19 protein-coding genes and 1 pseudogene are annotated in these 26,716 nt (G+C 64.7%); 6 read left to right on the top strand and 14 right to left on the bottom strand.

Features of this window, described 5'->3' with window-relative positions:
• The first annotated feature begins 140 nt into the window (after window positions 1–140).
• Window positions 141–1,505: an NAD(P)/FAD-dependent oxidoreductase gene (locus THL1_RS15540; RefSeq protein ID WP_069084073.1), complete on the top strand. Its 1,365-nt coding sequence runs from the start codon at window positions 141–143 to the stop codon at window positions 1,503–1,505.
• Window positions 1,506–2,142: 637 nt separating this feature from the next.
• Here the strand turns inward: THL1_RS15540 and THL1_RS15545 are convergent.
• The 3 genes from THL1_RS15545 to THL1_RS15555 are packed head-to-tail and all read right to left on the bottom strand — an operon-like array spanning window position 2,143 to window position 8,204.
• Window positions 2,143–5,787 (bottom strand): translocation/assembly module TamB domain-containing protein, encoded by a 3,645-nt coding sequence (locus THL1_RS15545; protein ID WP_069084074.1) that lies wholly within the window; start codon window positions 5,785–5,787, stop codon window positions 2,143–2,145.
• Window positions 5,784–7,514 carry an autotransporter assembly complex protein TamA gene (locus tag THL1_RS15550; RefSeq protein WP_069086531.1) on the bottom strand — a complete coding sequence of 577 codons (1,731 nt, stop codon included), beginning with the start codon at window positions 7,512–7,514 and terminating at the stop codon, window positions 5,784–5,786. Before THL1_RS15550 ends, THL1_RS15545 begins: the two co-directional genes overlap by 4 nt.
• Window positions 7,515–7,550: 36 nt before the next feature.
• On the bottom strand, window positions 7,551–8,204 hold the full coding sequence (locus THL1_RS15555; RefSeq protein ID WP_069084075.1) for a GNAT family N-acetyltransferase: 654 nt from the start codon (window positions 8,202–8,204) through the stop codon (window positions 7,551–7,553).
• Window positions 8,205–8,336: 132 nt separating this feature from the next.
• On the opposite strand from THL1_RS15555, the gene xthA reads away from it, so the two are divergent.
• On the top strand, window positions 8,337–9,149 hold the full coding sequence (xthA, locus tag THL1_RS15560; protein ID WP_069084076.1) for an exodeoxyribonuclease III: 813 nt from the start codon (window positions 8,337–8,339) through the stop codon (window positions 9,147–9,149).
• Between the two features lie 86 nt (window positions 9,150–9,235).
• Here xthA and THL1_RS15565 read toward each other — a convergent pair whose 3' ends face one another.
• Window positions 9,236–9,565, bottom strand: a complete 330-nt coding sequence (locus THL1_RS15565) for a YegP family protein (RefSeq protein ID WP_069084077.1) — start codon at window positions 9,563–9,565, stop codon at window positions 9,236–9,238.
• A gap of 274 nt (window positions 9,566–9,839) precedes the next feature.
• Here THL1_RS15565 and THL1_RS15570 point away from each other — a divergent pair, with 274 nt between their 5' ends.
• The 3 genes from THL1_RS15570 to THL1_RS30330 all read left to right on the top strand — a co-directional run bounded on the left by THL1_RS15570 (window position 9,840) and on the right by THL1_RS30330 (window position 12,883).
• Window positions 9,840–11,207, top strand: coding sequence for a substrate-binding domain-containing protein (locus tag THL1_RS15570; protein ID WP_069084078.1), 1,368 nt, complete (start codon window positions 9,840–9,842; stop codon window positions 11,205–11,207).
• Window positions 11,208–11,703: 496 nt separating this feature from the next.
• Window positions 11,704–12,714 (top strand): TerC family protein, encoded by a 1,011-nt coding sequence (locus tag THL1_RS15575; RefSeq protein WP_069084079.1) that lies wholly within the window; start codon window positions 11,704–11,706, stop codon window positions 12,712–12,714.
• Entirely contained in the window at window positions 12,707–12,883 is a 177-nt protein-coding gene (locus tag THL1_RS30330) for a hypothetical protein (RefSeq protein WP_177343835.1), read from the top strand. The genes THL1_RS15575 and THL1_RS30330 overlap by 8 nt, the downstream gene beginning before the upstream one ends.
• A 162-nt stretch (window positions 12,884–13,045) precedes the next feature.
• On the opposite strand, the gene THL1_RS15580 is transcribed toward THL1_RS30330, so the two are convergent.
• Complete coding sequence (locus THL1_RS15580) at window positions 13,046–14,275, bottom strand: acyl-CoA dehydrogenase (protein WP_069084080.1); 1,230 nt, start codon at window positions 14,273–14,275, stop codon at window positions 13,046–13,048.
• 152 nt (window positions 14,276–14,427) lie between these two features.
• Between THL1_RS15580 and THL1_RS15585 the strand changes: the two genes are divergently transcribed.
• Window positions 14,428–15,351, top strand: a complete 924-nt coding sequence (locus tag THL1_RS15585; protein WP_069084081.1) for a LysR family transcriptional regulator — start codon at window positions 14,428–14,430, stop codon at window positions 15,349–15,351.
• A gap of 127 nt (window positions 15,352–15,478) precedes the next feature.
• Here the strand turns inward: THL1_RS15585 and THL1_RS15590 are convergent, their stop codons facing one another.
• The 9 genes and pseudogenes from THL1_RS15590 to THL1_RS15625 form a co-directional block, all read right to left on the bottom strand.
• Window positions 15,479–16,252, bottom strand: coding sequence for an enoyl-CoA hydratase-related protein (locus tag THL1_RS15590; protein ID WP_069084082.1), 774 nt, complete (start codon window positions 16,250–16,252; stop codon window positions 15,479–15,481).
• Between the two features lie 52 nt (window positions 16,253–16,304).
• A complete protein-coding gene (locus tag THL1_RS15595) occupies window positions 16,305–17,432 on the bottom strand; it encodes an acyl-CoA dehydrogenase family protein (RefSeq protein ID WP_069084083.1) in 1,128 nt (375 codons plus the stop codon).
• 11 nt (window positions 17,433–17,443) lie between these two features.
• Complete coding sequence (locus THL1_RS15600) at window positions 17,444–18,637, bottom strand: acetyl-CoA C-acyltransferase (RefSeq protein ID WP_069084084.1); 1,194 nt, start codon at window positions 18,635–18,637, stop codon at window positions 17,444–17,446.
• A 10-nt stretch (window positions 18,638–18,647) separates the two neighbouring features.
• Complete coding sequence (locus tag THL1_RS15605; protein ID WP_069084085.1) at window positions 18,648–19,415, bottom strand: 3-hydroxyacyl-CoA dehydrogenase; 768 nt, start codon at window positions 19,413–19,415, stop codon at window positions 18,648–18,650.
• 18 nt (window positions 19,416–19,433) lie between these two features.
• The gene (locus tag THL1_RS15610; protein ID WP_069084086.1) at window positions 19,434–21,053 is read right to left on the bottom strand and encodes an acyl-CoA synthetase; all 1,620 of its coding nucleotides are present in this window, start codon (window positions 21,051–21,053) and stop codon (window positions 19,434–19,436) included.
• 422 nt (window positions 21,054–21,475) lie between these two features.
• Window positions 21,476–22,231, bottom strand: coding sequence for a methyl-accepting chemotaxis protein (locus THL1_RS31370; protein WP_414703756.1), 756 nt, complete (start codon window positions 22,229–22,231; stop codon window positions 21,476–21,478).
• 102 nt (window positions 22,232–22,333) lie between these two features.
• Window positions 22,334–23,677 (bottom strand): annotated as a pseudogene (locus tag THL1_RS31375) (HAMP domain-containing protein); the annotation flags it as partial.
• A gap of 19 nt (window positions 23,678–23,696) precedes the next feature.
• Complete coding sequence (locus THL1_RS15620; protein ID WP_069084088.1) at window positions 23,697–24,725, bottom strand: AraC family transcriptional regulator; 1,029 nt, start codon at window positions 24,723–24,725, stop codon at window positions 23,697–23,699.
• Window positions 24,726–24,885: 160 nt separating this feature from the next.
• A complete protein-coding gene (locus tag THL1_RS15625) occupies window positions 24,886–26,586 on the bottom strand; it encodes an AMP-binding protein (RefSeq protein WP_069084089.1) in 1,701 nt (566 codons plus the stop codon).
• Between the last annotated feature and the right edge of the window lie 130 nt (window positions 26,587–26,716).

The following is a 26,716-nucleotide window of genomic DNA, read 5'->3' on the forward strand; positions in this document are numbered from 1 at the left end:
CATCGCTTGAGCAGCCCGCTACCCTGAGTACCGCCTCAATCACACACCTGCCATCCGTTTCCCGCGAGCCAACTGGACTCCAACGACGTTGCTTTCCCAAGAACATGGCGAAGCCATGCACCAATAAAAAGATCGAAAGCATGACCGACAAGACAGCCCCACAGTCCGATGACAAATCCTTTTGGCAGCATGACTACGGGCATTACTCACCCAACCCGCCCCTGACGGAAAACCTGAAGGTGGACGTGGCGATCATCGGCGGCGGCTACACCGGGTTGAATACCGCCTGGCAGTTCAAGAAGGACAACCCCAACGCTCGCGTGGTGGTGCTGGAGGCTGCGGTCATAGGCTTCGGCGCAAGCGGCCGCAATGCGGGTTTCAGCACGAAGCTCTTTGGCCTGGAGCCGGAGATGGTGCTGCTCCGCTGGGGCAGGCAGAAAGTGATCGATGCTCACCACTATCTGAAAATGGCGGTGGCCCATACCAGGAACCTGATCGAGGAAAACGGCTTTCAATCGGATTACCGCCATACCGGCCTGGTTCGCATCAGCTACTCCGAAATGCAGCTGGGTCGTCTGCAAAAGACCTATCAATTGCTCCAGGAACTCGGCATCGATGGCGACCTGAAATGGCAGGACAAGGCTCAGGTTCAGCAGGACTTCCATTCCGAACGTTTTATCGGCGGGATCTATGAATCCGACACCGGGTATCTGAACCCCTGCAAACAGGTCCGCGAGCTCAAGCGTCTGGCAGAGTCAGCCGGCGTTTCAATTTACGAAACCAGCCCTGTCACCCATATCGAAAGGACTGCGTCGGCCATCATCGTCAAAGCCCCGGGCGGCAAAGTTACGGCCGACAAGATCGTGGTTGCGACCAATGCCTACTCACGGCAGGTTCCAGACACCCGCAGACTCAAGACTCGGCAATTCCCGCTCTGGACCTACCAGGTTGTCACCGAGCCGCTCAGTGCCGATCAGTGGAAGAGCATTGGCTGGAAGGAACGGCAGGCGTTTGGCGATAACCGCCAGATGCTCCATTACTATCGCCCCACCGTGGATGGCCGCATCGTCATGGGGGGCGGTGACGCGATCGTCTACCGGACGGACGCCACGGACGAAGTGCCCTCGCCCATGAGCTGGAAGCACTGCGAAGCCCATTTGAAGTGGATATACCCGCAACTGAAAGACGTGCGCATCGCCTATCGATGGGGCGGCCCTGTCTCGGTGAACACCGACATGGTGCCGGAGATCAGCTTCATCGATGACGAACGCATCATCTATTCAGGCGGTTGCTTTGGCCACGGCGTAGCGCTGACACACCTCAACGGCCGAACGATCGCAGACCTGCTCAATGGCAGGAAAACCGAGCTCACCGATTTCTGGATCGTGAACAGGAAATCCATCCCCATGCCGACTGACACGCTTGCTTTCGTGGGTGGCCGGGCAGCCCGTGGAGCACTCAAGGCCTGGGATTGGTGGGAAGAGCGAAGCTTGAAGAGCAGGTGATGGACGCGCCTTGGCATCGACTCATTGCCGACGTGGCTCCGATTCCGGGATCGGCTTCGGCACCACGTCAAACCGCTGGTGCGCACGGCGCACCCCACCGGATCGGTCTCATCCTGCTACGCACGCACAATGCGCGCCTGGACCGTAGGGTGCGCTATGCGCACCGATTCCGGGATCGGCTTCGGCACCACGTCAAACCGCTGGTGCGCACGGCGCACCCTACCGGATCGGTCTCATCCTGCTACGTACGCACAATGCACGCCTGGGCCGTAGGGTGCGCTGTGCGCTCCGATTCCGGGATCGGCTTCGGCACCACGTCAAACCGCTGGTGCGCACGGCGCACCCTACCGGATCGGTCTCATCCTGCTACGTACGCACAATGCGCGCCTGGGCCGTAGGGTGCGTTGTGCGCACCGATTCCGGGATCGGCTTCGGCACCACGTCAAACCGCTGGTGCGCACGGCGCACCCTACCGGATCGATCTCATCCTGCTACGCACGCACAATGCGCGCCTGGACCGTAGGGTGTGCTGTGCGCACCGATTCCGGGATCGGCTTCGGCACCACGTCAAACCGCTGGTGCGCACGGCGCACCCCACCGGATCGGTCTCATCCTGCTACGTACGCACAATGCGCGCTTAGAAATCCCGCTTGTAGAACAGGTCCAGCGAGCTCGCGAGGCCGCTGGCGGCTTCGAGGTAGAGGCGCTTGGTCAGTTCGTAGCGCAGCGCCACGACGCTGGTGGAGTCGACCACGCCGAGCCCATAACGGATGCTCAGGCGCTCGGTGATCTGCCCCATCGCTCCGTCATCATCGAGTTGCAGGTCCTTCAGCCCAAGGCGCTGGGCCAGTTCGCTGGTCAGCGGCGCACTGCCGGACAGGCCCATGGCCAGGGCGGCGCGGCCCACAGCGTTGCCGTCGCCCTCGCTGCTGTTCAATGGCCGGCCAAGAATCAGATAGGACAGTGCTTGCTCCTGGCTCATGGCCGGGTTGGAAAAGACTTCGGTACTGGGTTCGTCGGCACGGCCGTTGAGGCGCACGCCGGCGGTGACGTCGCCCACGTTGCGCACGGCCTCCACATCGAGATAGGGCTGGTCCAGCGGGCCGGCGAACAGCAGGCGCGCCCGGCGCAGGTCGAGGCGCTGGCCGTAGGCCCGATAGCGGCCATTCTTCAGCACCAGTTCACCATTGCCGGTGAGGTTGTCGCCCACCTTGAGGTGGCCCTGGAGGTCCGCGGTGAGGCCAAAGCCGGAGAACTGCAGGCGGTCCTGGCCGACTTCCACATCCACGTTCATGTTCATCTGCAGGGGTTGCTGCTCGTCTTGCTGGTTACCCACCACACGTGCGTCCGGAGAAACCTTGACTGCCTGGGGCGGCAGTTCGCGGACCTTGATCTTGCCGCGCGGCACCCGCACCTTGCCGGTCACGGCCAGGCGCTCGCCTGCCAGGCCGATACGCAGGTCCGGTTCCACTTCCAGGTTGGCGTAGGGTTCGACCACCAGCGGCAGCCGCGAGCCACGCAGCATCAGGTTGAGGTCCAGGCCCCGCGCCCAGGCCAGGTTGCCGGAAAGGCTGCCCTGTCCCTGCTCGCCACTGCGCCATTGGCCGGTCAGTTCCAGGCTCTCCCCCGCGATGCGGGCATCCAGGCCAAGGGCCTCGAAACTCATGGGCAGGTCGCCCCCGCCGATACTGCCATCGACAAGGCGCAGATTGCCGAGCACATAAGGCGCCTGCAGGGTGCCGCTCAGGCTGCCGGCGCCTTGCAGGCGGCCCTCAAGGGTTTCCACCTTGGCTACAAAGGGGCGCAGCACGGCAAGGTCCAGCCCGTCCAGGCGGAATTGTCCGGACAGCGGTTTGTTCGCCGGGCGCGGGTCGATTCGTGCGTCCAGCTGCAGCTCGCCGAGGCCCTGGCCCCGGAAGCTCAACTGGCTGTCGATGCGCTGAGGACGCAGGGTGCTATCGAGCAGCAGCCGCTGGTACGGGAAATCGACCCAGTGATCGTCCTCCTTCAGGCGCAGCACGCCGCTGCCGGCATCCAGGGTGATGCGGCCATTGGGGCCGCTTGCTGGCAGGTCAAGCTTGAGGTCGGCATTGAGTTGTCCCTGCCAGGCGAAGTCCTCCGGCAACCAGCGCGCGAGGCTGGCCAGGGGGAAGTCGCGCAGGCGGTAATCCAGCTTCGGTTCAGGCATCAGGCGCTGCTCACCGCCGCAGAGGCTCGCCGGGCCCGACCGCCAGCAATGGGCGCCGAAGTTCAGCTTGCCATCGGCCAGCCGCTCCAGCCGCGCCGGCGCTTCCAGGAGCCAGTCCTGGCCACCGGCCTGGACCTCGCCGCGTGCCAGTTCACCGCGCCAGTTGCGGCCATCCAGCTTGCCATCGAGGGCCAGTAGCAGATCGAGCATCGGCCCCTTGAGGTTCATTTCCAGTTGCTGACGCACCCGATCGCCACTTCCATCGGCGGTCAGGGTGCCGAACTCGTTGTCACCGGATGCGAGGCCGTCCACCTGTAACTGGACGCGGCCACGCTGGGCGGCATCGAGTTGGGCATCCAGCTTGAGCGTGTCGAGGCGATTGTCGCCCTGCCCCATCCGTTCGCCGCTCAGTGCCAGCTTGCCCTGCGGCGCCTGCAGTGTGCCGGCGAGATCGAGTCGCCCTTGGACCTTGCCGAAGAGTTTCGGCCAGAGCTGTCCCAGGCGATTCAGGGCCAAATCGAGGTGACCGCTGAGCTTCTGGTCCAGCTGCCCCCGCCCTTCGATGCGGTTGTCGCCCAGACGTACTTGCAGCGCGTTGAGCAACCAGCGCTCGCCGGCGCCTTCAGCCTTGGCCTGGAGCAACGCGGGCTGGCCGCGCAGCTGACCACTGAGGTCGAGATCGGCATTCAGCTCCAGGCGCTGGTCGCGCCAAGCGCCCGTGGACTGCAACTTGCCCGCCAGCTTGCCGGGTAGCTCAGCCAGCCAGTAGGAGGGGTCCAGTTCGCTCAATGCCAGTTGGCTGTCCCAGCCCACGCCGTTGGCGAAATCGACTTTCACCTGGCCCTGGGCCTTGCCCTGCCCGGCCTTTAGCAACAAGTCCGACAGGGTGACGCTGGCGAGGTCGCCGGCCACCGGACTGCCGAGGCTGAAGTCGCCTGCCGGCCCCTTGAGCCGGGCATCGAACCGGCCCTCGTATCGCGAGTCGGCGTAACGCATCTCGGCATCGAGCTGCTGCAAGTCCACGGGCGGTGGTTGTTCCTGGGGGAACAGCCGCTGCCAGGGAAACTCCCGCCATTGCAGGTGGCTGTCGACGGCCAGTTCCCGCTGCCAGTCGACGCGCCCCTGCAGTGCCAGGGTCTGCTGGGAGTCGCCAGTCAGCAGGAGCTGCTGAATATCCGCGTGCTTGGCATCGACCCGCCCAGCCAGATCCAGCGCCACGGCGCCGCCTTCTCCCGGCAGGCTGGCCTTGCCCTGCACGGCATAGCCGGCCTTGAGGTCGCCTTTGGCGTTGAGGACTACCTGATTGAGGGTCAGGGTGTCCGGCAGGTCCGCACTGGCCTTGAAACCATCGGTCCTCAGGATCGCACTGGCCGGCAGGTTCTCCGCCAGGGGACGCAGCTCGCCATCGAGGCGCCCATTGAGATAGCCGCTGCTGTCGGCCTGAAGCTTAAGCGTTCCCTGCAGATCCCCGTCCGCCTTCAACGCCAATTTCCAGGGCGTATCTCCCGGTGCGAGTAGCTGCAGGCTGCCCTGCACGGCCAGCGGCCATTTCCCCTCGGGGCGAAGCGTGCCCTGGAGTTCCAGGGCCAGGTCATCGCGGCGCAGGTTGAGACGTTCGAGGTGAAGGCCATCCGCCTGCCACCGCGCCACCAGCACCAGTTGCTGGAGCTGGTCATTGCCATCGAGCAGGAAACGGCCGATGCGCACCTGCCCGATCTCCAGCGCCAACGGCAAGCGCAGCTCCGGCAGGCTGATGGCGCCGCTGCTTTCATCCTGGGACGGCGGCAGATCGAGGCGGATGCTGTCGCTGGCCAGTTCATTGATACAGAGGGTGCGACGCAACAGGCAGGCGGGAGACCAGTCCAGCAATGGTGCTTGCAGCTCCAGCGCGGTGCCATCCTGCTGCCAGGACAGCCGGGTGGCGCTCCAGCGCCCACCCAGCGTACCGCTGAAGTCGTCCACTTCCAGTCCCGGCACATGGCCAAGCGCCCAGCGCCCACCGGCCTCGGTGAATAGCAGTGCTGCCGGGATCGCTACCACCGCCGCCAGTACGGCGGCCAGCCCCGCGAGCCCGTACTTCAGCGCGCGCTTCACAGTTCCGGCCCCATGGAGAAGTGAATGCGGTAGCCGCCCGGATCATCCAGTGCCTTGGCCAGGTCGAGCCGGATCGGCCCCACCGGGGATACCCAGCGCACGCCAAAACCGGCGCCGGTCTTCATCGCGGCATTGAGCGAATCCATGGCGTTGCCACGGTCGACGAAGGCTGCCAGGCGCCACTTCTCCGTAATCGGGTACTGATACTCGGCGCTGCCCACCAGCAGGTAGCGGCCACCGACTTTCTTGCCGTTGCGGTCTTCGGGCGACAGGGTCTGATAGTCATAGCCGCGCACGCTCTGGTCACCCCCCGCAAAGAAGCGCAAGGACGGCGGGATGGCATCGAAATCGGTCGTGGCGATGCCGCCGGCCTGCACCCTGCCGAGGACGCGATGGCCTCCCGGCAAGGTATAGAGGCCCTTGGCCATGGCGCTGGCGTAGGTGAAATCGGTGTCGGAGAGAATCCCCTCCTTGGCGCCACGGACATCGAACTGCAGCGAATAGCCGCGATTGGGGTCGAGCTTGTTGTCGCTGCGGGTCACGCCATAGCTGATGCCGGGAATGAGGAAGCTGCTGCGGCCGTCGTCACTGCCGTCGCCGAAGTCGAAGGCCTCCTGCTCCCAGCGCAGGGAAACCACCCGCTGCCAGTCACTGGGCAACTTGGACTGCCACTGCCCGCCGAGGGTGAAGCGCCGGCTCTCCACGTCCACCAGGTTTTCCCGCTGCAAGCCGCTGGAAAAGCGCAGGGTGTCCGTCAGCGGTGGGTCCAGGGGGATCTCGTACCACGCGCCGACGTTTTGTCGCACCGGCGATACCTCAGTTTCGGTGCCGAGGCGGTGGCCTTGCGGGTTGATCCAGTGGCGGGTCCAGTTGGCGCGGGCACGAGGCCCCACGTCGGTGGAGAAGCCGACACCCAGGCCCACGGTGCGCGGCTTCACCGCGGCCAGCTTGACCTTCACCGGTATCAGGCGACCGCCACCCTTCACCGGACTGGCGTCCACCCGCACTTCATCGAAGTAGCCGCTGGCCTGGAGGTTCTGACTGAGCCTGGCGACCTGGTCGGAGTCGTAGGGGGTATTGACCGGGAACGGCACCAGCCGGGAAAGCAGGTCCGGGTCGAAGGGGGTGTCGCCGTCGAAGCTGACCGGGCCCAGGCTGTAGCGCGCACCGCTCTCGTACACCAGTTCGATATCGGCGACGCCAGCGCGCGGGTCGATGTCCAGCCGCTGGCGGGTCAAGCGGCCATCGAAGAAGCCGTAACGCAGACCCTGGTTCAGGATCAGCTTCTTGGCGTCTTCATAGGCGCCGTGGTTGAGCTGCGCACCTGCCTTCAGTGCCTTGCTCCCGGGCACGCGGAACGCCTTGAGCGCACTGGCCTCGCCCTCGATCCGCACCACCACGTTGCGCAGCCGCACAGGTTCGCCGGGCACTACCAGCAGGTGCAGGGACGGGGCCTTGCCACCTTCGACGCGGCTGTCGATTTCAGTCTGGTAATAGCCGAGCGCCTGGGCCGCCTGCTGCGCCTGCTCTTCGGCGGAGCGCCGGAAGCGTCGCAGGGCCTCTTCGTTACGATCGCCAAGAGCGCCGATATAAGCCTCGATGTTGGCCTTCAGCGTCGCATTGGCAGGCTCGACCTTCACATCCAACGTGGCTTTGGCCAGCGCCAGACAGCTCGTGCAAAGCAGACCCAGCAGCAGCGGGCCGCGCAATCCTTGGCAAAAATTCATGCGCGGCATGCTAACACGGCAACCTGTGAATTCCGCTCAGCCGCTGGCCTGAACCAGGGGGCGCGGATTGGGATGGAAAAACACATGCTCGACGACCGGTCCGAGCGCCACCTCCCCTACTTCCTCATAGCCCTGGCGTTTGTAGAATTCCAGATAGCGCACGTTGCCGGTATCCAGCACCACGCCCTGGGAGCTGTTGTCGTCGGCACACCAGTTGTGCAACGCCTCCAGCAATTGCTCGCCGAGGTGGCGCCCCTGGAATTCCGGGTGAATGCCCAGCAATGGCAGCACGTGGTACGGACCGGGCGGCAGGCAGGCGAGTACGGCGTCGTGGTAGTCGAGGTAACGGCGGGTGCAACGGAAGCCGGTGGTCAGCAACATCCGCAGGCGCCAGCCCCAGCTTTCGGTGATATCCAGGCGACGCTGGGGCGGTGCGATGAGGGCGAGCCCCACCAGGCGCTCCTCGATCAGCAGGCCGATGGCCGGCAGGTCTTCCAGAAAATGCTGCTGCACCAGTTCCCGCACCGTGGCGCGCACGCGCTGGTCATAGCCGGGGCGCTCGGCCTCGAACAGGTAGGCGAAGGTCGGCTCATGCCGATAGGCGTGGTACAGCAGCGAGCGGGCTTCGCGGGCATAGCCGCCGTTCAGCAGGCGCACTTCGACCGGCGCAGTGGGGATGTAACCAGGCATTCGCGGCACCTCGTTTGTTATGGGTTTGTCGGGCCAACACCGAAATTAGCACCAGTTGCCCGGACCGGCCACGCGACTGGCCGGGGTCGCTGCCTTGGGCTAGCATCGCCCTTTTCCCAGGATGCCTTCGCGATGAAGATCGTTTCTTTCAATATCAACGGCCTGCGGGCACGTCCGCACCAGCTCGAAGCACTGATCGCCAAGCACCGGCCGGATGTGATCGGCCTGCAGGAAACCAAGGTCTCCGACGATCAGTTCCCGGAAGCCGACATTCGCCAGCTCGGCTATCACGTTCATTACCACGGCCAGAAAGGTCATTACGGCGTGGCGCTGCTCTCCCGCCAGGAGCCGCTATCGCTGTCCAAGGGCTTCCCTGGTGACGCCGAGGATGCCCAGCGCCGCTTCATCTACGGCACCTTCGCCGATGCACAAGGCAATCCGGTGACGGTAATGAATGGCTACTTCCCCCAGGGTGAAAGCCGCGATCATCCGGTCAAGTTCCCGGCCAAGGAGCGCTTCTACGCCGATCTGCAAGTGCTACTGGAGCAGCAGTTCCAGCCGAACCAGCCATTGGTGGTGATGGGCGATATCAATATCTCGCCGGAAGACAACGACATCGGCATTGGCGAAGAGAATCGCAAGCGCTGGCTGAAGACCGGCAAGTGCAGCTTCCTGCCGGAAGAGCGCGAGTGGCTGGCACGTCTCAAGAGCTGGGGCCTGGTGGACAGCTTCCGCCACCTCAACCCCGAGGTGAACGACCGTTTCAGCTGGTTCGACTACCGTAGCCGCGGCTTCGAAGACGAACCCAAGCGTGGCCTGCGCATCGACGTGATCCTGGCCACCAGCCCGCTACAGGCGCGGATCAAGGACGCCGGTATCGACTACGACCTGCGCGGGATGGAGAAACCGTCCGATCACGCGCCGATCTGGCTGGAGCTTGCCTGACGCCCCGTCGGGCTTCGCTCTGCGCCAAACTGAGCCAAACAAAAAGGGCCCATCACTGATGGGCCCTTTTTTGTTCACCGCCTGTTTCAGGCTTCCTTGACCTGCTGGGTAGCGCCTACCCGCATGATGGTCTCGATGCCCTGCTGCAGGCTCGACTCGGAATCATAGAGGTGGCTCCGGACGATGACGTCCTTGTTGGCCGCCCGCAGCTTGAAGTAGTTCTTGCCGCTCGAATCGATGCGCCGGGTAAAGCGCTCCTCATGCACGCAGTTCTCGCGGAACAGGGACATGGCCTCCTCTGCGGCGTCACGATCCTCATAGGAACCCGCATCCAGCAGAGTCTGCGCGTCGGCCGCCTTCAAACGCAGGCGCCAGGTGCCACCATTGTTTTTGCGCAGCTCGAACCAACCACTCATCACAACACTCCTCAAGGGATTTCAGGGAATGCGCCTCGGCGCTGACTGAACACACCGTCCAGGGGGCGGTTCAGCAACGGGCTACCTTACCCTTTCGCAGAATCCTGGGGATGCAGGACCAGCCTTATTGGGCTGTAGGCATGACCAAATCGGATTCAGTGAAATTTCCGTGTTAGCCGCAAAGCCCCAAGGCAGAGCCGCCCTGTCATATCTCCGTCACCCTGCTGACTTAATCTCGCGACTCCTTCCACCCCCTCGAACAAGGTGTCTGCCCATGCCGCGCGCCATGACCGCCAGTGACAAGGACCTGTGGGGCCGTGCCCTCAGCATGTTGCTGCTCGGTTTCGTCTGCTATGCCTTTCCCTGGTCTGTATTCGCCGCCCAGCCCGAAACCGTCCTGCGCATCCAGGGCTCCAACACCATCGGCGCCAAGCTGGGCCCGGCGCTGGTCAAGGGCATGCTGGAAGAACAGGGCCTGCGCGCCGTCCACCAGGCACCGGGCGACCGGGAGAACGAGGTACACATCCTGGCCCACGACGCCCAGGGCAAGGAAATCCAGGTGGAACTGGCCGCCCATGGCTCGTCCACCGGTTTCACCGCACTGAAAGACGGCAGCGCCGACCTGGCTGCCGCCTCGCGCCCGATCAAGGATGCCGAGGTTCACGATCTGGCTGCCTTCGGCGACCTGCGCAGCCCGGCCGCCGAACAGGTGATCGCCATCGATGGCCTGGCCATCATCCTGCACCCGCACAACCCACTGCGCGCCCTGACCACCGCGCAGCTCGCGTCGGTATTCGCCGGCGAAGTGAAAACCTGGGAAGAACTCGGCGGCACGGGTGGTGCCATCCACCTTTATGCCCGCGATGACCAGTCCGGCACCTACGACACCTTCAAGGAACTGGTGCTGGCCCGCCAGGGCAAGAGCCTTTCCTCGGGCGCCCAACGTTTCGAGTCCAACGACAAGCTGTCTTCCGCCGTCAGTGGCGACCCGCAGGGCATTGGCTTCGTCGGCCTCGCCTCGGTCAACCAGGCCCGCGCCCTGGCCATCGCCGACGGCGAGTCACACGCCATGCCGCCCAGCGGGGAGTTGATCGCCACCGAGGACTACCCGCTGTCACGCCGCCTCTTCTTCTATATCAAGCCGGGCGAGCAGAACCGCTGGGCCCAGGCCCTGGTGCATTTCGCCCAGAGCCCGCGGGGCCAGGCGATAGTCGACCAGACCGGTTTCATCGCCCAACAGGTGCAGGTGATCAAGGTCCAGGCGCAGCAGGACATGCCGGCGAGCTACCGCGAACTGGCGAACCATGCCCAGCGCCTGTCGGTGAACTTTCGCTTCCAGGAAGGCAGTGCCAGCCTCGACGGCAAGGCCCTGCATGACGTTCAGCGGGTCCTGGACTACCTGAAGCAGAACGACAAGCTGCAACAGAAAACCGTACTGGTGGGCTTCGGTGACCCCAAGGCGGACCCGCAGCGCGCCGAGCTGTTGTCCAAGTTGCGGGCCATGGCGGTGCGCCGGGAGCTGGCCAAGGGTGGCGTGAACCTGCGTGAAGTGACCGGCCTCGGCGACGAACTGCCGGTGGCGGCCAACGACGGTAATGCCGGTCGCCTGCGCAACCGGCGGGTGGAGGTGTGGATCTACTGACGCCTCTGGCTGATCTCCGCCACCGTGCCCAGCAGTAGGGTGCGCCATGCGCACCGACGCGATGGCTACGACACCCAGTCTGTTTCCCGGTGCGCGCGGCGCACCCTACGGAACCGGCATCAGCCTGCTGGTTCGCTGACTCATGACCACGCCGGGGCAAGGTTTCCCCAGCTCAAATGAATTGGCTATGTCCCTGCGCCTTTAGGCCACCCGGCGCGTCGTCCTGGTGAGGGCGGCTCGCGCCCGGGGCCGTGCGAGACTGCATCTGGCGGCGCGACTGAAAATGCTCCCCGACAGGAATAGCTGCATCTGCCCAGTCGACTCTCTTGCAGTTACGCCAGGAAATGCCCTACAGAGGGCAAAGAATTGTTACAGCGGCCTCATTCCTCCCTCCCACGACCAACGGTACGATTCTCCTTGTGACGCCGGGCCCCTCTGACGGCTTGCCACCCGCCATGTCGGAGTCACGTTTCATCAACGACATAAGGAGGGGCTCATGGCAGCTCTGCACGCGTTTCTCACCGCCGACTTCCTCGGCACCGCCACCTGGTTGTGGCTCGTCTTCCTCGGAATAGTCCTCGCCCTGCTGGTCTTCGACCTCGGGGTGCTGCACCGTGACCAGCACGAAATCGAAATGCGCGAAAGCCTGCTGCTGTATGGCGGCTACTTCAGCGTGGGTGTGCTGTTCGGTGTCTGGGTGTGGTTCGAGTTGGGCGCGCAGAGCGCCATCGAGTTCTACACCGGCTTCCTGGTCGAGCAGTCGCTGTCCATGGACAACGTCTTCGTCATGGCCATGATCTTCGGCTTCTTCGCCATTCCCCGCCGCTACCAGCACCGCGTGCTGTTCTGGGGCATCCTTGGCGTGGTGGTGTTGCGCGCCATCATGATTGGCCTGGGCAGCGCCCTGGTGAAGGAGTTCGACTGGATTCTCTACGTGTTCGGCGCCTTCCTGCTGTTCACCGGCGTGAAGATGCTTTTCTCCAGGGAAGAGTCTCATCCGGACCTCGCCAACAACCCGGTGCTCAAGTTCGTTCGCCGCCACATCCGCGTGACCGATGACCTGCATGGCTCGCACTTCTTCGTACGCCTGAAGCAGGCTGGCGAAAGCAAGGCCCTGCTCTATGCCACCCCGCTGTTCCTGGCCCTGGTGCTGATCGAGCTGGCTGACCTGGTGTTCGCGGTGGACAGCGTCCCGGCGATCTTCGCCATCACCCAGGACCCGTTCATCGTTTACACCTCGAATATCTTCGCCATCCTCGGCCTGCGTGCCCTGTACTTCGCCCTGGCGGCCCTGATGCACCGCTTCGTGTACCTGAAGTACGCCCTGGCCCTGGTACTGATCTTCATCGGCGGCAAGATTTTCCTGCACGGTTTCATTGGCAAGATTCCCCCGCTGCTGTCCCTTGGCGTAACCTTCAGCCTCCTTGCCGGCGGTGTGCTCCTGTCTCTGTTCAAGACCCGCGACCGCCCGGCCCAACGCTCGGGAGACCTGGAGAAACATGGGTGAAGTCCTTATCGAACCCTTCGAGAGAAATGGCCGTGTCCACTGGCGGGTACGCCTGGGGCATCGCAGCCTGACCTTTCAGGAGGAACTTGCCGCCCGCGCCTTCGCTGCCCAGCTGCACCTGCGGATGGGCTGGTTGAAGGCCAGGAACCCGGCGCCTGAGAAGGACTAGGTTCGACATGTGGGTGGACATCGCTCTTCATGTCCACCAACGGATCGACCGCCACGTCGATGGTGGATGTAAAAAGCGACATCCGCCCTACGAAACTACTCCACAGCAACCTCTGGCAAATGAAAAAGGCCCGCGATGCGGGCCTTCTTTTTTGGCTGGCGATCAATGACCGCTGCGCAGCATTTCCTTGGGCACGTACTTGCCGATCTCGTACTTGCCGATGGCTGCGCGGTGAACCTCGTCCGGGCCGTCGGCCAGGCGCAGGGTGCGCTGCATGGCGTACATGTAGGCCAGCGGGAAGTCGTTGGAAACACCGGCGCCGCCGTGGATCTGGATGGCGCGGTCGATCACCCGCAGGGCGACGTTGGGCGCCACGACCTTGATCTGTGCGATCTCGCTCTTGGCCACCTTGTTGCCCACGGTATCCATCATGTACGCCGCCTTCAGCGTCAGCAGGCGAGCCATGTCGATCTCCATCCGCGAGTCGGCGATCTTGTCGACGTTGCCGCCCAGGCGCGCCAGCGGCCTGCCGAATGCGGTACGGCTCACGGCGCGCTTGCACATCAGTTCCAGCGCACGCTCGGCCATGCCGATGGAGCGCATGCAGTGGTGGATTCGGCCCGGGCCAAGGCGCCCCTGGGCGATCTCGAAGCCGCGGCCTTCGCCCAGCAGCACGTTTTCGTAGGGCACCCGCACGTTCTCGAACACCACCTCGGCATGGCCGTGCGGTGCGTCGTCGTAACCGAATACCGGCAGCGGACGAAGGATCTTCACGCCGGGTGCGTCGGTCGGCACCAGGATCATCGAGTGCTGCTGGTGGCGCGGTGCGTCCGGGTTGGACAGGCCCATGAAGATCATCACCTTGCAGCGCGGATCGCAGGCGCCCGACGTCCACCACTTGCGGCCGTTGATCACCCACTCATCACCCTGGCGTACAGCGCGGGCTTCCATGTTGGTGGCGTCGGAGGACGCAACACCCGGCTCGGTCATGGCGAAGGCGGAACGGATCTCGCCACGCAGCAGCGGCTCCAGCCACTGGCGCTTCTGTTCTTCGTTGGCATAGCGCACCAGCACTTCCATGTTGCCGGTATCCGGCGCGGAGCAGTTGAACGGCTCCGGTCCCAGCAGGGAGCGACCCATGATTTCGGCCAGCGGAGCGTATTCCATGTTGGTCAGGCCGGCGCCGTATTCGGATTCCGGCAGGAACAGGTTCCACAACCCCTCAGCCTTCGCCTTGGCTTTCAGCTCTTCCATGATCGCGGTGGGCTGCCAGCGGTCGCCCTCGGCAACCTGCTGCTCGAATACCGGCTCGGCCGGATAGACATAGGCGTCCATGAATGCGGTGACGCGTTCACGCAGTTCCTGGACCTTCGGGGAATAGGCGAAATCCATGCGGGGCTACCTTTTTGCGGGGCTGTTAGTGAGGTCTGGTAAGGATGCTAGAACAGGGCGTAAGATTTCCCTAGTCTATTTTCGGCATCTATGAACATTCATCACCGATATATGATCCGCTGATAAAAACAACTTCGAGGAGCACGCCCGGCATGAATTTGAACAAGGTAGACCTCAACCTCTTCATCGTCTTCGACGCCATCTATACCGAGGCCAACCTGACCCGTGCCGGCCAGATCGTCGGCATCACCCAGCCTGCCGTCTCCAACGCCCTCGCCCGCCTGCGCGAGACCTTCAACGACCCGCTGTTCGTGCGGACCGCCCAGGGCATGGTGCCCACGCCCATGGCGCAGAACATCATCGGTCCGGTGCGCAATGCCCTCCAGCTGTTGCGCGTCTCGGTGCAGGAAAGCCGCACCTTCAACCCGTCGCAGGCGAACAAGACCTACCGCATCAGCATGACCGACCTCACCGAGACGGTGATCCTGCCGCCGCTGTTCCAGCGCCTGCGCCGCCTGGCGCCGACGGTGCAGATCGAAAGCTTCCTCGCCAAGCGCCGTGAAACCACCAAGGAGCTGGCCGCCGGCCGCCTGGACTTCGCCGTGGACGCCCCGCTCAACACCGACCCGCAGGTGCGCCACGTCAAGCTCATGGAAGACCGCTACGTCTGCGCAATGCGTCGAGGCCACCCGCTGGCCAAGGACAAGATCAGCCTGGACGAGTACCTGTCGCTGTCCCATATCCACATTTCCAGCCGCCGCAGCGGCCTGGGCTACGTGGACCTGTCGCTTGGCAAGATGGGCATTCAGCGCAAGGTGACCCTGCGCTCGCAGCACTACCTGATGGCCTCCACCGTATTGCACGGCACCGACCTGGCCATCACCGTCCCGGAACGCTTCGCCCGCCGCCAGGACCTGCACTACGTGGACCTGCCGGTGCACGACGTGCCCTCCCTGGAAACCCACCTCTACTGGCACGAAAGCACCGACCAGGACCCGGCCAACCGCTGGATGCGCGAGCAGATCATCGAGATCTGCCAGCAGGTGACGGCGCAGGAGCAGAAGGAAAGGGCGTGAAGAACCTGTAGGGGCGAATTCATTCGCCAAGGGCGGCGCAGCTGCCCCCTTCGGCATTGCAGGGCAGGTCTTCGACCTGCACGGCGATTGAAATCGCCCCTACAGTAAGTTCGCCCGATCGATCCGTTCAGCCCTTGCCGAACTCCGGCTTGCGCTTCTCGATGAAGGCGCCCATGCCTTCCTTCTGATCCGGTGTGGCGAATACCGCCTGGAACAGTCGCCGCTCGAAGCGCAGCCCCTCCCCCAGTGAGCCTTCATCCACCCGGTTCACGCACTCCTTGAGCATCATCACCGCCGTGCGCGACTGCGCGGCGATGCGGCTGGCGCTGTCCGTGGCTTCCTCCAGCAACTCGGCCGCCGGCACTACCCGTGCCACCACGCCGCAGCGTTCGGCTTCGACGGCATCCATACTGCGTCCGCTCAGGAGCATGTCCATGGCCTTGGCGCGACCTACAAGCCGGGTCAGGCGCTGGACACCACCGGCCCCCGGAATCACCCCCAACTTCACTTCCGGCAGGCCGAAGCGTGCCGTGTCGGCGGCAATGATGAAGTCGCACATCAGCGCCAGCTCGAAACCACCGCCCAAGGCCTGGCCGGCCACGGCGGCGATGATCGGTTTGCGCCGCTGCGCCACGCGGTCCCAGCGACCGAGAAAGTCGTCGAGGTAGGTGCCGGGAAAGCACAGTTCGGCCATTTCCTTGACGTCCGCCCCTGCGGCGAAGGCCTTGGCGGAGCCGGTGATCAGCACGCAGCCGATGGCAGCGTCCCGCTCGAATCCGTCGAGCACCTGGTTCAGCTCATCGATGAGCTGGGTGTTGATGGCGTTCATGGCTTCTGGGCGATTGAGGGTGACCAGGCCGACAGCGCCGGCCTGCTCTACCAGCAGGGTCTGGTAGGTCATATCGGTTTCCTTGAATAGGGATGGGCAGACCTACGGCCTGCATTCGCGAAAATCAGAGGCTGCGGGCGATCACCATCCGCTGCACATCCGAGGTGCCTTCGTAGATCTGGCACACCCGCACGTCACGGTAGATACGTTCCACCGGGAAGTCCTTCAGGTAGCCGTAGCCACCGAGGGTCTGGATGGCCGCCGAGCAGACCTTCTCGGCCATCTCCGAGGCGAACAGCTTGGCCATGGACGCTTCGGTCAGGCACGGCATGCCGGCTTCGCGCAGGCTGGCAGCGTGGTGGACCATCTGCCGCGCCACGGCGATCTGGGTCGCCATGTCGGCCAGGCGGAAAGACACAGCCTGGTGCTCGATGATCGGCTTGCCGAAGGTCTTGCGCTCGTGTGCGTAGTCGCGTGCCGCCTCGAAGGCCGCACGGGCCATGCCGACCGACTGCGCGGCGATACCGATGCGCCCGCCTTCCAGATTGGACAAGGCGATGCGATAGCCATCACCCTCCTCACCCAGGCGCAGGGACGCCGGAATGCGCACGTCATCCAGCTGGATCTGGCAGGTGTCCGAGGCATGCTGGCCGAGCTTCTCCTCCACCCGTACCACCTGGTAACCGGGGGTGTCGGTGGGGACGATGAAGGCGCTGATACCCTTCTTGCCAGCAGCCGGGTCGGTGACAGCGAAGACGATCACCATCCCCGCATGGCTGCCCGAGGTGATGAACTGCTTGGCGCCGTTCAGCACGTAATGGTCGCCATCGCGGCGAGCGCGAGTGCGCAGGTCGCTGGCGTCGGAGCCGGCCTGCGGTTCGGTGAGGGCGAAGGCGCCGATCATCTCGCCCGTGGCCAGCGGACGCAGGAAGCGCTGCTTCTGCTCGTCGCTGCCGTACTTGAGGATGGGCATGCAACCCACTGAGTTGTGCACGCTCATGATGGTGGAGCAGGCGCCGTCACCGGCGGCGATTTCCTCCAGGGCCATGGCGTAGGCCAGGTGGCCGGTGGCCGCGCCGCCCCACTCTTCCGGCACCAGCATGCCGAGGAAGCCCAATTGGGCCATCTCGCGGATGGCCTCTGCGGGGAAGCGATGTTCGCGGTCCCGGTCGGCGGCGAACGGTTTCAGCCTTTCCTGGGCGAACTGCCGGGCCATGTCGCGGATCTGGATTTCGTCTTCGGAGGGAATCATGGTCATCTCCTTCAGCGAATGAGTTCGATGGCCACTGCAGTGGCCTCGCCACCGCCGATGCACACCGAGGCAACGCCGCGCTTGAGCCCGTACTGGGTCAGGGCGTTGAGCAAGGTCACCAGCACGCGGGCACCGGAGGCGCCGATGGGGTGGCCCAGGGCGCAGGCGCCGCCGTGGACGTTGAGCTTGTCGTGGGAGATGTCCAGGTCACGCATGGCGACCATGGGGACCACGGCGAAGGCTTCGTTCACCTCGAACAGGTCCACCTCGTTCAGGCTCCAGCCGGTGCGGGCCAGCAGACGCTGGATGGAGCCTACCGGCGCGGTGGTGAAGAGGTTCGGCGCCTGGGCGAAGGACGCATGACCGGCGATGCGCGCCAGCGGAGTCAGGCCGCGCTTCTCCGCCTCGGACAGGCGCATCAGCAGCAAGGACGCCGCGCCATCGGAAATGGAACTGGAGTTGGCCGCAGTGACGGTACCGCCTTCGCGGAAGGCCGGCTTCAGGGTCGGAATCTTCTCCGGACGCGCCTTGGGTGGCTGTTCGTCCTGGCTGATGGACACCACCTCGCGGCCGGACTTGGCGTCCACCGCCACGATCTCGGCGGCAAAGCGGCCGTCGGCCATGGCCTTCTGCGCGCGGGTCAGGGAAGCGATGGCGAAGGCGTCCTGCTGCTCGCGGGTGAAGCCGTAGGCCTGCGCGCAATCTTCCGCAAAGGTGCCCATCAGGCGGCCCTTGTCGTAGGCGTCTTCCAGACCGTCGAGGAACATGTGGTCGAGCACCTTGCCGTGGCCCATGCGGTAGCCGGAGCGAGCGCGCTCCAGCAGGTAGGGCGCGTTGGACATGCTTTCCATGCCGCCAGCCAGCACCACCTCAGCGCTGCCGGCGTGCAGCAGGTCGTGGCCCAGCATCACAGCCTTCATGCCCGAACCGCACATCTTGTTCACCGTGGAGCAGACCACGCCGTGAGGCAGGCCGGCGCCGAGGGCAGCCTGTCGGGCCGGCGCCTGGCCCTGGCCGGCCTGCAGCACGCAGCCCATGATGACTTCGTCCACGCTGTCGGCCTGGACCCTGGCGCGCTCCAGCGCGGCACGGTTGGCGGCGGCGCCGAGTTGTGCGGCGGTCATGTCCTTGAAGTCGCCGAGGAAGCCGCCCATAGGGGTGCGGACGGCGCTGACGATTACGATGGGATCGGTATTCTGGGTCATGGCGTTCTCCTTACTTGGCAGCCATGCGAATGGCGCCATCGAGGCGAATGACTTCGCCATTGAGCATGGTGTTCTCGACAATATGGCAGACCAGCGCAGCGTACTCGGCGGGGCGACCGAGACGCGGCGGGAACGGCACGGCGGCACCGAGGGAGTCACGGACTTCCTGCGGCATGCCGGCCATCATCGGGGTTTCGAAGATGCCGGGGGCAATGCACATCACGCGAATGCCGTGCCGCGCCAGCTCGCGGGCGATCGGCAGGGTCATGCCGACCACGCCGCTCTTGGACGCGGAATAGGCGGCCTGGCCAATCTGGCCGTCGAAGGCGGCAACCGAGGCGGTGTTGATGATCACCCCGCGCTCGCCTTCGGCGTTCGGCTCGCCCTGGGCCATGGCCTCGGCGGCCAGGCGCAGCATGTTGAAACTGCCCACCAGGTTGATGCTGATGGTCCGGGCGAAGCTGTCCAGGCCGTGGGCGCCATTGCGGCCGATAACCTTCTCGGCGGGCGCGACCCCAGCGCAATTGACCAGCCCGTGCAGTGCACCAAAGGCTTCCACTGCGGCGCTCACTGCGGCGCGGGCGTCTTCTTCACGGGTGATGTCGGCTTTCACGAAGCGAGCATTGGCACCCAGTTCTTCGACACGGGCCGCGCCAGCCTCGGCATTGATGTCCACCAGCACCACCTTGCCGCCCTGCCCCACAAGCTCACGAGCAGTGGCCAGGCCCAGGCCGGAGCTGCCGCCGGTCACCAGGAAAATGGAATTCTCGATACGCACGTTATCTACTCCTTCGGATCAGTGAGCGGCGGCCGCCTGGGCCTTGGCGATCTCCTGGTTACGCAGGAGGAAACGCTGGATCTTGCCGCTCGGGGTCTTGGGCAATTCCGCGACGAACTCGATTTCGCGCGGATAGGAATGAGCGGAGAGGCGCTTGCGCACGTATTGCTGCAGCACCTCGGCCAGGGCGTCATCGGCGTTGTAGCCGGCGTGCAGCACGACGAACGCCTTGACCAGTTCGGTTCGCTCCGGATCGGGCTTGCCGATCACCGCAGCCTCGATCACCGCAGGGTGTTCGATCAGCGCGCTCTCCACGTCGAAGGGGCCAACCCGGTAGCCGGAGGTGGTGATCACGTCGTCGGAGCGGCCAACGAAGCTGATGCTGCCGTCCTCGTTCAGCTCCACGGTGTCACCACTCAGATAGTAGTCACCGACGAACGACTTGGTGGCCATGCCCTGGTAGCCCGGGAACCAGAACAGCGGCGAGCGCGACATGTCCAGGGCGAGGATGCCGGGCTGGCCGGCGGGCAGTTCACGATGCTGCTCGTCCAGCACCACCACGCGGTGACCAGGCATGGCGAAACCGGCGGCGCCCAGGCGCACCGGGTGTTCCAGGGCGTGGTGATTGCACAGCACCATGCCCAGCTCGGTCTGCCCATAGTGATCGTGGATGGTGCACCCCAGACGGTCGGCGAACCAGCGGATCACCTCCGGCGTCAGGGGCTCGCCAGCGCTGCTGACGGCACGCAGGTTGCCCTTGATCGCAGCTTCCACCTCGTCGCGGGCGGCCAGCAGCAAGCGGTAGGCGGTGGGCGAACCGGCCAGGTTGGTGATGCCGTATTCGCGGATGATGCGGCAGGTGCTTTCGACGGTGAAACCGCCCTCGTAGAAGGTAGTGGCGTGGCCCATGGCGAGCGGGCCGGTCACGGCGTAGTAGAGGCCGTAAGCCCAGCCCGGATCGGCCAGGTTCCAGAATTTGTCCTCCGGACGCAGATCCACTGCGTCACGCATGTAGCTGACGAAGGCGACTATCGCCTTCAGCGGCACGGCCAGCGGCTTGGCAAGACCCGTGGTGCCGGAGGTGAACATCAGCAGGAAAGGATCGGAGGCCTTGCGCAGGACCGGCTCGAATTGATCCGGCTGGCGCTCCAGTTCAGCCCAGAAGTCATCGCCCACCGTCAGCACCGGCGGCACGCCTTCCACTTCGTCCAGCTTGCTGCGGTTGTTGAGGTCGGTGACCACCAGTTTCGAACCGGCCCCCTGTACCCGGTGCTCGATGGCTTTGGGTCCGAAGGCGGTGAACAGCGGCTGGTAGACGGCACCGGCACGCCAGGTGCCAAGGATGGTGATCAGCAGTTCCGGCGTACGTGGCAGCAGGCCCGAAACGCAATCGCCGGGGCGCACGCCACGGGCTTGAAGCAGGTTGGCAAAGCGCGCAGCGGCTTCCTTGAGCTGGGCGAAGGTCCAAGTGGCCTGCTCACCATTGCGCCCCTCCCAGACCAGCGCGACGCGGCCCGGTTCGGCATGGCGGTCGCAGCATTCGACACAGGCATTCATCGCGTCGAGATCGCCCGCCAGGGTGGTGGACGCGGCGCTGGCATAGTCGAACTCGTGGGCAGCTGTGAAGTAGTCGCGCATCAGGTGGACTCCCAGGTTGTTTTTGTTGGAGTACCTGAATGGTCGCGCCGGGGGGAGATTGCGGCAATGTCGAAAGGCATCAACCTGGGTGAGCGGATTTGACAGGGCCGTACCAGGCGAAGAGGCACCTTGTGGGAGCGAATTCATTCGCTCCCACAGAAGAGCACAGAAGAGCACAGAAGAGCGGAGCATTGCCGGCGAGCACGGAAGTTTCCGGCGCGCGTCACCCCTCTCCCACTGGGAGAGGGGCCGGGGGTGAGGGAAGTCAGGCACAGCTGGGAATTTGTTGGGCAGACCTGCGTCCTGCTTGGCGATTGAAATCACCCCCCCCCCACAGAAGAGCGCAGGGCCATCAGTGCCGGGCAGGGCCTCGCAGGTGGATGTAAAAAGCGACATCCACCCTTGTACTGCCCGCTACCGACCTAGGCGCGGAAGTGATCCATCAGCCCCTGCTGGTGGTTGGCCAGGCGGTTCAGCGCCTGGCTGACCTGGGCGGATTCCTCGGCCTGGCCGGAGAGGGATTCGGTCACATCGCGGATCGCCGCCACGTTGCGGTTGATCTCCTCGGCCACCGCGCTTTGCTCCTCGGCGGCGCTGGCAATCTGCAGGTTCATGTCGGTGATCACGGTGACGGCGTCGCCGATGCGTTGCAGCGCGGCCACCGCCTGCTCCACCTGTTCGACGCTGCCCTGGGCCTGGCGGTGGCTGCTGTGCATCGAGCCGACCACTTCGCGGGTGCCGTGCTGCAGGCCTTCGATCACCTGGCGGATTTCCTCCACCGAGTCCTGGGTGCGCTTGGCCAGGTTGCGCACTTCATCGGCCACCACGGCGAAGCCACGGCCGGCTTCGCCGGCACGGGCGGCCTCGATGGCGGCGTTCAGCGCCAGCAGGTTGGTCTGCTCGGCGATGGCGCGGATCACTTCCAGCACCGAGCCGATCTGCTCGCTGCTGGCGGCCAGTGCCTGCACCTCTTCCATGGCGGCGTTCATCTCGCTGGCCAGTTGCTCGATGGCGCTGGTGGTGCGGCCGATCACGCCGAGACCCTCGCGGGTCGCATGGTCGGCGCCACGGGCGGCATCGGCGGCCTGGGCGGCGCTGCGGGCGACGTCCTGGGCGGTGGCGCTCATCTCGTGGGAGGCGGTGGCCACCTGGTCCACTTCACGGTACTGCTGCTGCATGCCGGCGCTGGTCTGGCTGGCGATGGCGGCGGACTGGTCGGCGGTGCTGCGGGCGTCCTGCACCGAGCGTTTCACATCGGCGATGATCGGCTGCAGCTTGTCGAGGAAGCGGTTGAACCAGCCGGCCAGTTCGCCCAGTTCGTCCTGGCGGGCGTAGTCGAGGCGGCGGGTCAGGTCGCCTTCGCCGCTGGCGATGTCCTTGAGCATGCCGGCCACGCCGAGGATCGGCCGGGTCACGCCACGGGCGGTGAGCCACACCAGCAGCAGGCCGGCGACGGCGGCGGCAATGCCGAACAGCAATTCCAGCCAGGTGCCCTGGGTGTTGCGCGTGTCCAGGTCCTGTTGCAGTTCGAGGACCGGCGCCAGCAGGGTCGGCATGGGCACGTCCAGCAGCACGGCCCAGGGCTTGGAATCCGGAATCGGCTGCAGCGGCGCGAGCACCTGCAAGTGATGGTTGGTCTGTTGTTCATGGGCCTTGCCCTGACGCTGCAGACCCAGCAGTTCGGCGGCCTCGGCCGGGTAGACCTTGGCCAGGCCCTGGCCAAGCTGGCCGGCGTCCTTACTGTGACCGGCAAGCAGGCCGGCCGGGCTGAGGATGCTGATGGCGCCCTCGCCCTGGTACAGGCCCTGGCTGCCGGTAGCGGCCAATTGCTGGAGGTTGCTCAGGCTGATGTCCATGCCGACTACCGCGAGCATCTTGCCGTCCTCGATCACTGGGAAGGTGAGCGTCGTGATCAGCGTCTTCTGGCCCGAGGCGTCGTCGAAGTACGGGTCCAGCAGGCAGGGTTTCAGGGTCTGTTTCGGGCAGTTGAACCAAGTGTTGAACGGGCTGCCATCGAGCATCGGCGTGGCATCGCTGATCATCACCTCGGTCGGCGCCAGGCTGCTCAGGCTGCCGCCGCGCTGGGCCCAGTAGGTGGAGAAGCGGCCCACCTCGTTGCTGCCGAGATCGGCGCGGTTGGCGTAGAGCGCGTCGTTGCCGTCCAGGGCATTCGGCTCGAACACCAGATAGAGGCTGAGCAGTTGTGGATTGGCCTGCAGCGCGTCCTTCACCTGCTGATGCAGGTCTTCGCGCAGGGCTTGGCTGTCCAGTTGCAGTTTCTGTGCCTGGCGCCGCTGCAGCAGCACCTGGCGGGAGAAGTTGAGGCCGTCCTGATAGGACGACAGGAAATAACGCTGGATGGTCAGCGCCTGCACCTTGCCTTCCCCCTCCATGCGCTTGCGCGCCGAGGCCTCCAGCATCTGCGCGCTGTTCGCCTTGACCAACGCGGTGCCCGCGTCCATGCGATAAAGCGAAATGCCGATCAGCACGGCGACGATCGCCAGCAGGCAGAGGCCGGCCAGCAAGGTGATCTTCCACTGGATGGAAAGTCGGTTGAGAGGCATGGAATAGGTCCTGTGTGTTTCTTGTCGGCAATTGGGTGCAGGCATCGACCGCCCTTCCATAGGACGGCTGGAAAGCGCCTCAACTTGAATCAGGATGAATCAATGCGCGGTATTGCCCCGGCGTCGAACCGGTCCATTTCTTGAAGGCCTTGTAGAAGGCGCTGGTGTCGGCGAAGCCCAGCTCGAAGGCCAGTTCGGTGAAGTTGCCTTCGCCGCTGTCCAGCCGGGCGATGGCGAGGTCACGGCGTACCTGGTCCTTCAGCCCCTGGTAGGACTGCCCTTCCAGGGACAGCTTGCGGCGCAGGGTGGACGGCGCCATGTAGAAGTGGCTGGACAATGCCTCAACATCCGGCCAGCGCTCGGGCTTGATGCTACGCAGGTAGGCGCGGATGCGCGCCGCCAGGCTTTGCGGGTCGCGGTAGCGCACCAGGATGTTCGCCGGCAGGCCAGCAAGGAATCGCTTCAGGTCGCGGGGGCTGCGGCGCACCGGCAACTCCAGGCAGTCGGCATTGAACAGCAGGCGGCTCTGCGGGCGGGAAAAGCGCAGGTTGGTGCTGAACATCACCCGGTAGTCCTCGATGTAGTCCGGCACCGTGCAACGCAGGTCGACACCAAGGATGGGAATGCGCCGCCCGGCCAGCCAGCACATCAACCCGTGGATCATCAGCCACAGGGTGAAGTAGCTGAAAGCCCGACATTGCTGGCCCTCGGGCTCCTTCAGGGCAATCTCCGCCAGGCCGCCGCGCCGTTCCAGATTTGGCGAGAGGCCGTCGAACACCAGGTCGAGGAAGCCCAGGGTCACCATCAGCGCGTCGCCCACCGTGGGCTCCTTCACCGCCTGGCGAGTCAGGTAGGCGAAGCTGCCGGACTTCATTCGCCGGGGGTTCATGCCGAAGAACTCATCGTCCATGGTCCGGGCGATCAGCAGCCAGAGTTGCCCGTAGAGCTGGGACGACACGCGCCCATACGGCTTGGCCAGCAGCTCGGCGGAAATGCCGGCCTGGTCCAGCAGCCCGGAATCGTCAAAGCCCCGCTGGCGCAGTTCCAGCAGGGCTTCGTGGACCAGCCGGACGGAGATGGTCCCTTTTTCCGCGGACGTGCCTGTCATGGGCTCCCTTGGTGCAGGTGCAAAGAAGCGAACATTGTAGGGGCGAATTCATTCGCCAAGCAGAACACAGTTCTGCTCTTCCGGTCAGGATGAGGGCAGCTGCGCTGCCCTTGGCGAATGAATTCGCCCCTACAGGAAATCGATCGTCCGTCTGCCGGCACTACCGAATCGCCGTCACCTTGCCGTCCTTCGGCGGGGTCAGTTCCTCGATGCTGATCTCGCGCATGCGGAACTTCTGGATCTTGCCGGTCACCGTCATCGGGAAGGCCTCCACGAAGCGGAAGAAACGCGGCACCTTGAAGTGGGCGATGCGCTCCCTGGCCCAGGCGCGCAGCTCGTCTTCGGTGGCGGTGTGGCCGGGGTGGAACTTGATCCAGGCGACGATCTCCTCGCCGTACTTGCTGCAGGGAATGCCGATCACCTGCACGTCGGCCACGGCCGGGTGGGTGAAGAAGAACTCTTCCAGCTCGCGCGGGTAAATGTTCTCTCCGCCGCGAATGATCATGTCCTTGCTGCGCCCGACGATGCAGACGTAGCCGTTCTCGTCCATGGAGGCGAGGTCGCCGGTGTGCATCCAGCGGCCCGGATCGATGGAGTCGGTGGTCGCCTGCGGGTTGTTCCAGTAGCCCAGCATCACGCTGTAGCCACGGGTGCAGAGTTCGCCGATGGTGCCGCGCGGGACGATCCTGCCCTCGGCGTCGACGATCTTGCTTTCCAGATGCGGCTGGGTGCGGCCGACGGTGGTCACGCGCAGCTCCAGCTCATCGTCCGGGCCGGTCTGCAGGGATACAGGGCTGGTCTCGGTCATGCCGTAGGCGATCTGCACTTCACTCATGTGCATCTCGTTGATGACCCGGCGCATCACCTCGATCGGGCAGGTGGCGCCGGCCATGATACCGGTGCGCAGGCTGGACAGGTCGAACTCGCCACGCTGCGGGTGATCCAGTTCGGCGATGAACATGGTGGGCACGCCATAGAGCGCGGTGGCTTTCTCCTCGGCTACGGCGCGCAGGGTGGTCAGCGGGTCGAAGGCGTCACCCGGATAGATCATGGTGGAGCCGTGGGTCACGCAGCCCAGGTTGCCCATCACCATGCCGAAGCAGTGGTACAGCGGCACCGGGATAACCAGGCGGTCCTGCTCGGTCAGGCCCAGGCTCTCGCCGACCATGTAGCCGTTGTTGAGGATGTTGTAGTGGCTGAGGGTGGCACCTTTGGGGAAGCCCGTGGTGCCGGAGGTGTACTGGATGTTGATCGGGTCGTCGAACTGCAGGCCGGCTTGGCGCTCGGCCAGGGCTTCGGCACTCACCTGCCCCGCCTTTTCCTGCAGGGAAGCCCAGGGCAGGAAGCCGACCGGTGGGTTGGCGGCCAGGCTCACCACACCGCGAAGCTCCGGCAGCTTCTCGCAGTTCAGCGCCCCTGGCTCGGTGGCGGCCAGTTCGGGCACAAGGCCAAGGAACATGGCGTGGTAATCAGACGTCTTGAAGGCGTCGGCGCAGATCACCCAGCGGCAGCCGGATTGCTTGAGTGCGTATTCCAGTTCGCTGCTGCGATAGGCCGGGTTGATGTTGACCAGGATGGCGCCGATCTTGGCGCTGGCGAACTGGGTGATGCACCACTCGGCGCAGTTGGGCGCCCAGATGCCAAGGCGGTCACCGCCCTTCAGGCCCAGCGCAAGCAAGGCGCGTGCATGGCGCTCCACCGCGTCGGCCAGTTCCTGCCAGCTGTAACGCAGGCCCTGGTGCTTGACCACCAGCGCTTCGCGCTCGGGGAACTGGGCAACCGTGGCATCGAATGCCGCGCCTATGGTCATGGCAAGCAGGTCTTTGTCCTGCCGCCCCCGGGTGTAGCTCTGGTGATTCATGGCTTTCCCTTCTTGTCTTTGTACTGGGATACAGCTGTGAATGACGTAGTCGGCTTTATTTACCTTTACGTAAACGTAAAGGTAAATAAAGGCAGTTTTCCTGTCTAGTGGCCCATTGGTCGAATATGGG

The organism is Pseudomonas sp. TCU-HL1 (genome assembly GCF_001708505.1).
Classification (GTDB): Bacteria; Pseudomonadota; Gammaproteobacteria; order Pseudomonadales; family Pseudomonadaceae; genus Metapseudomonas.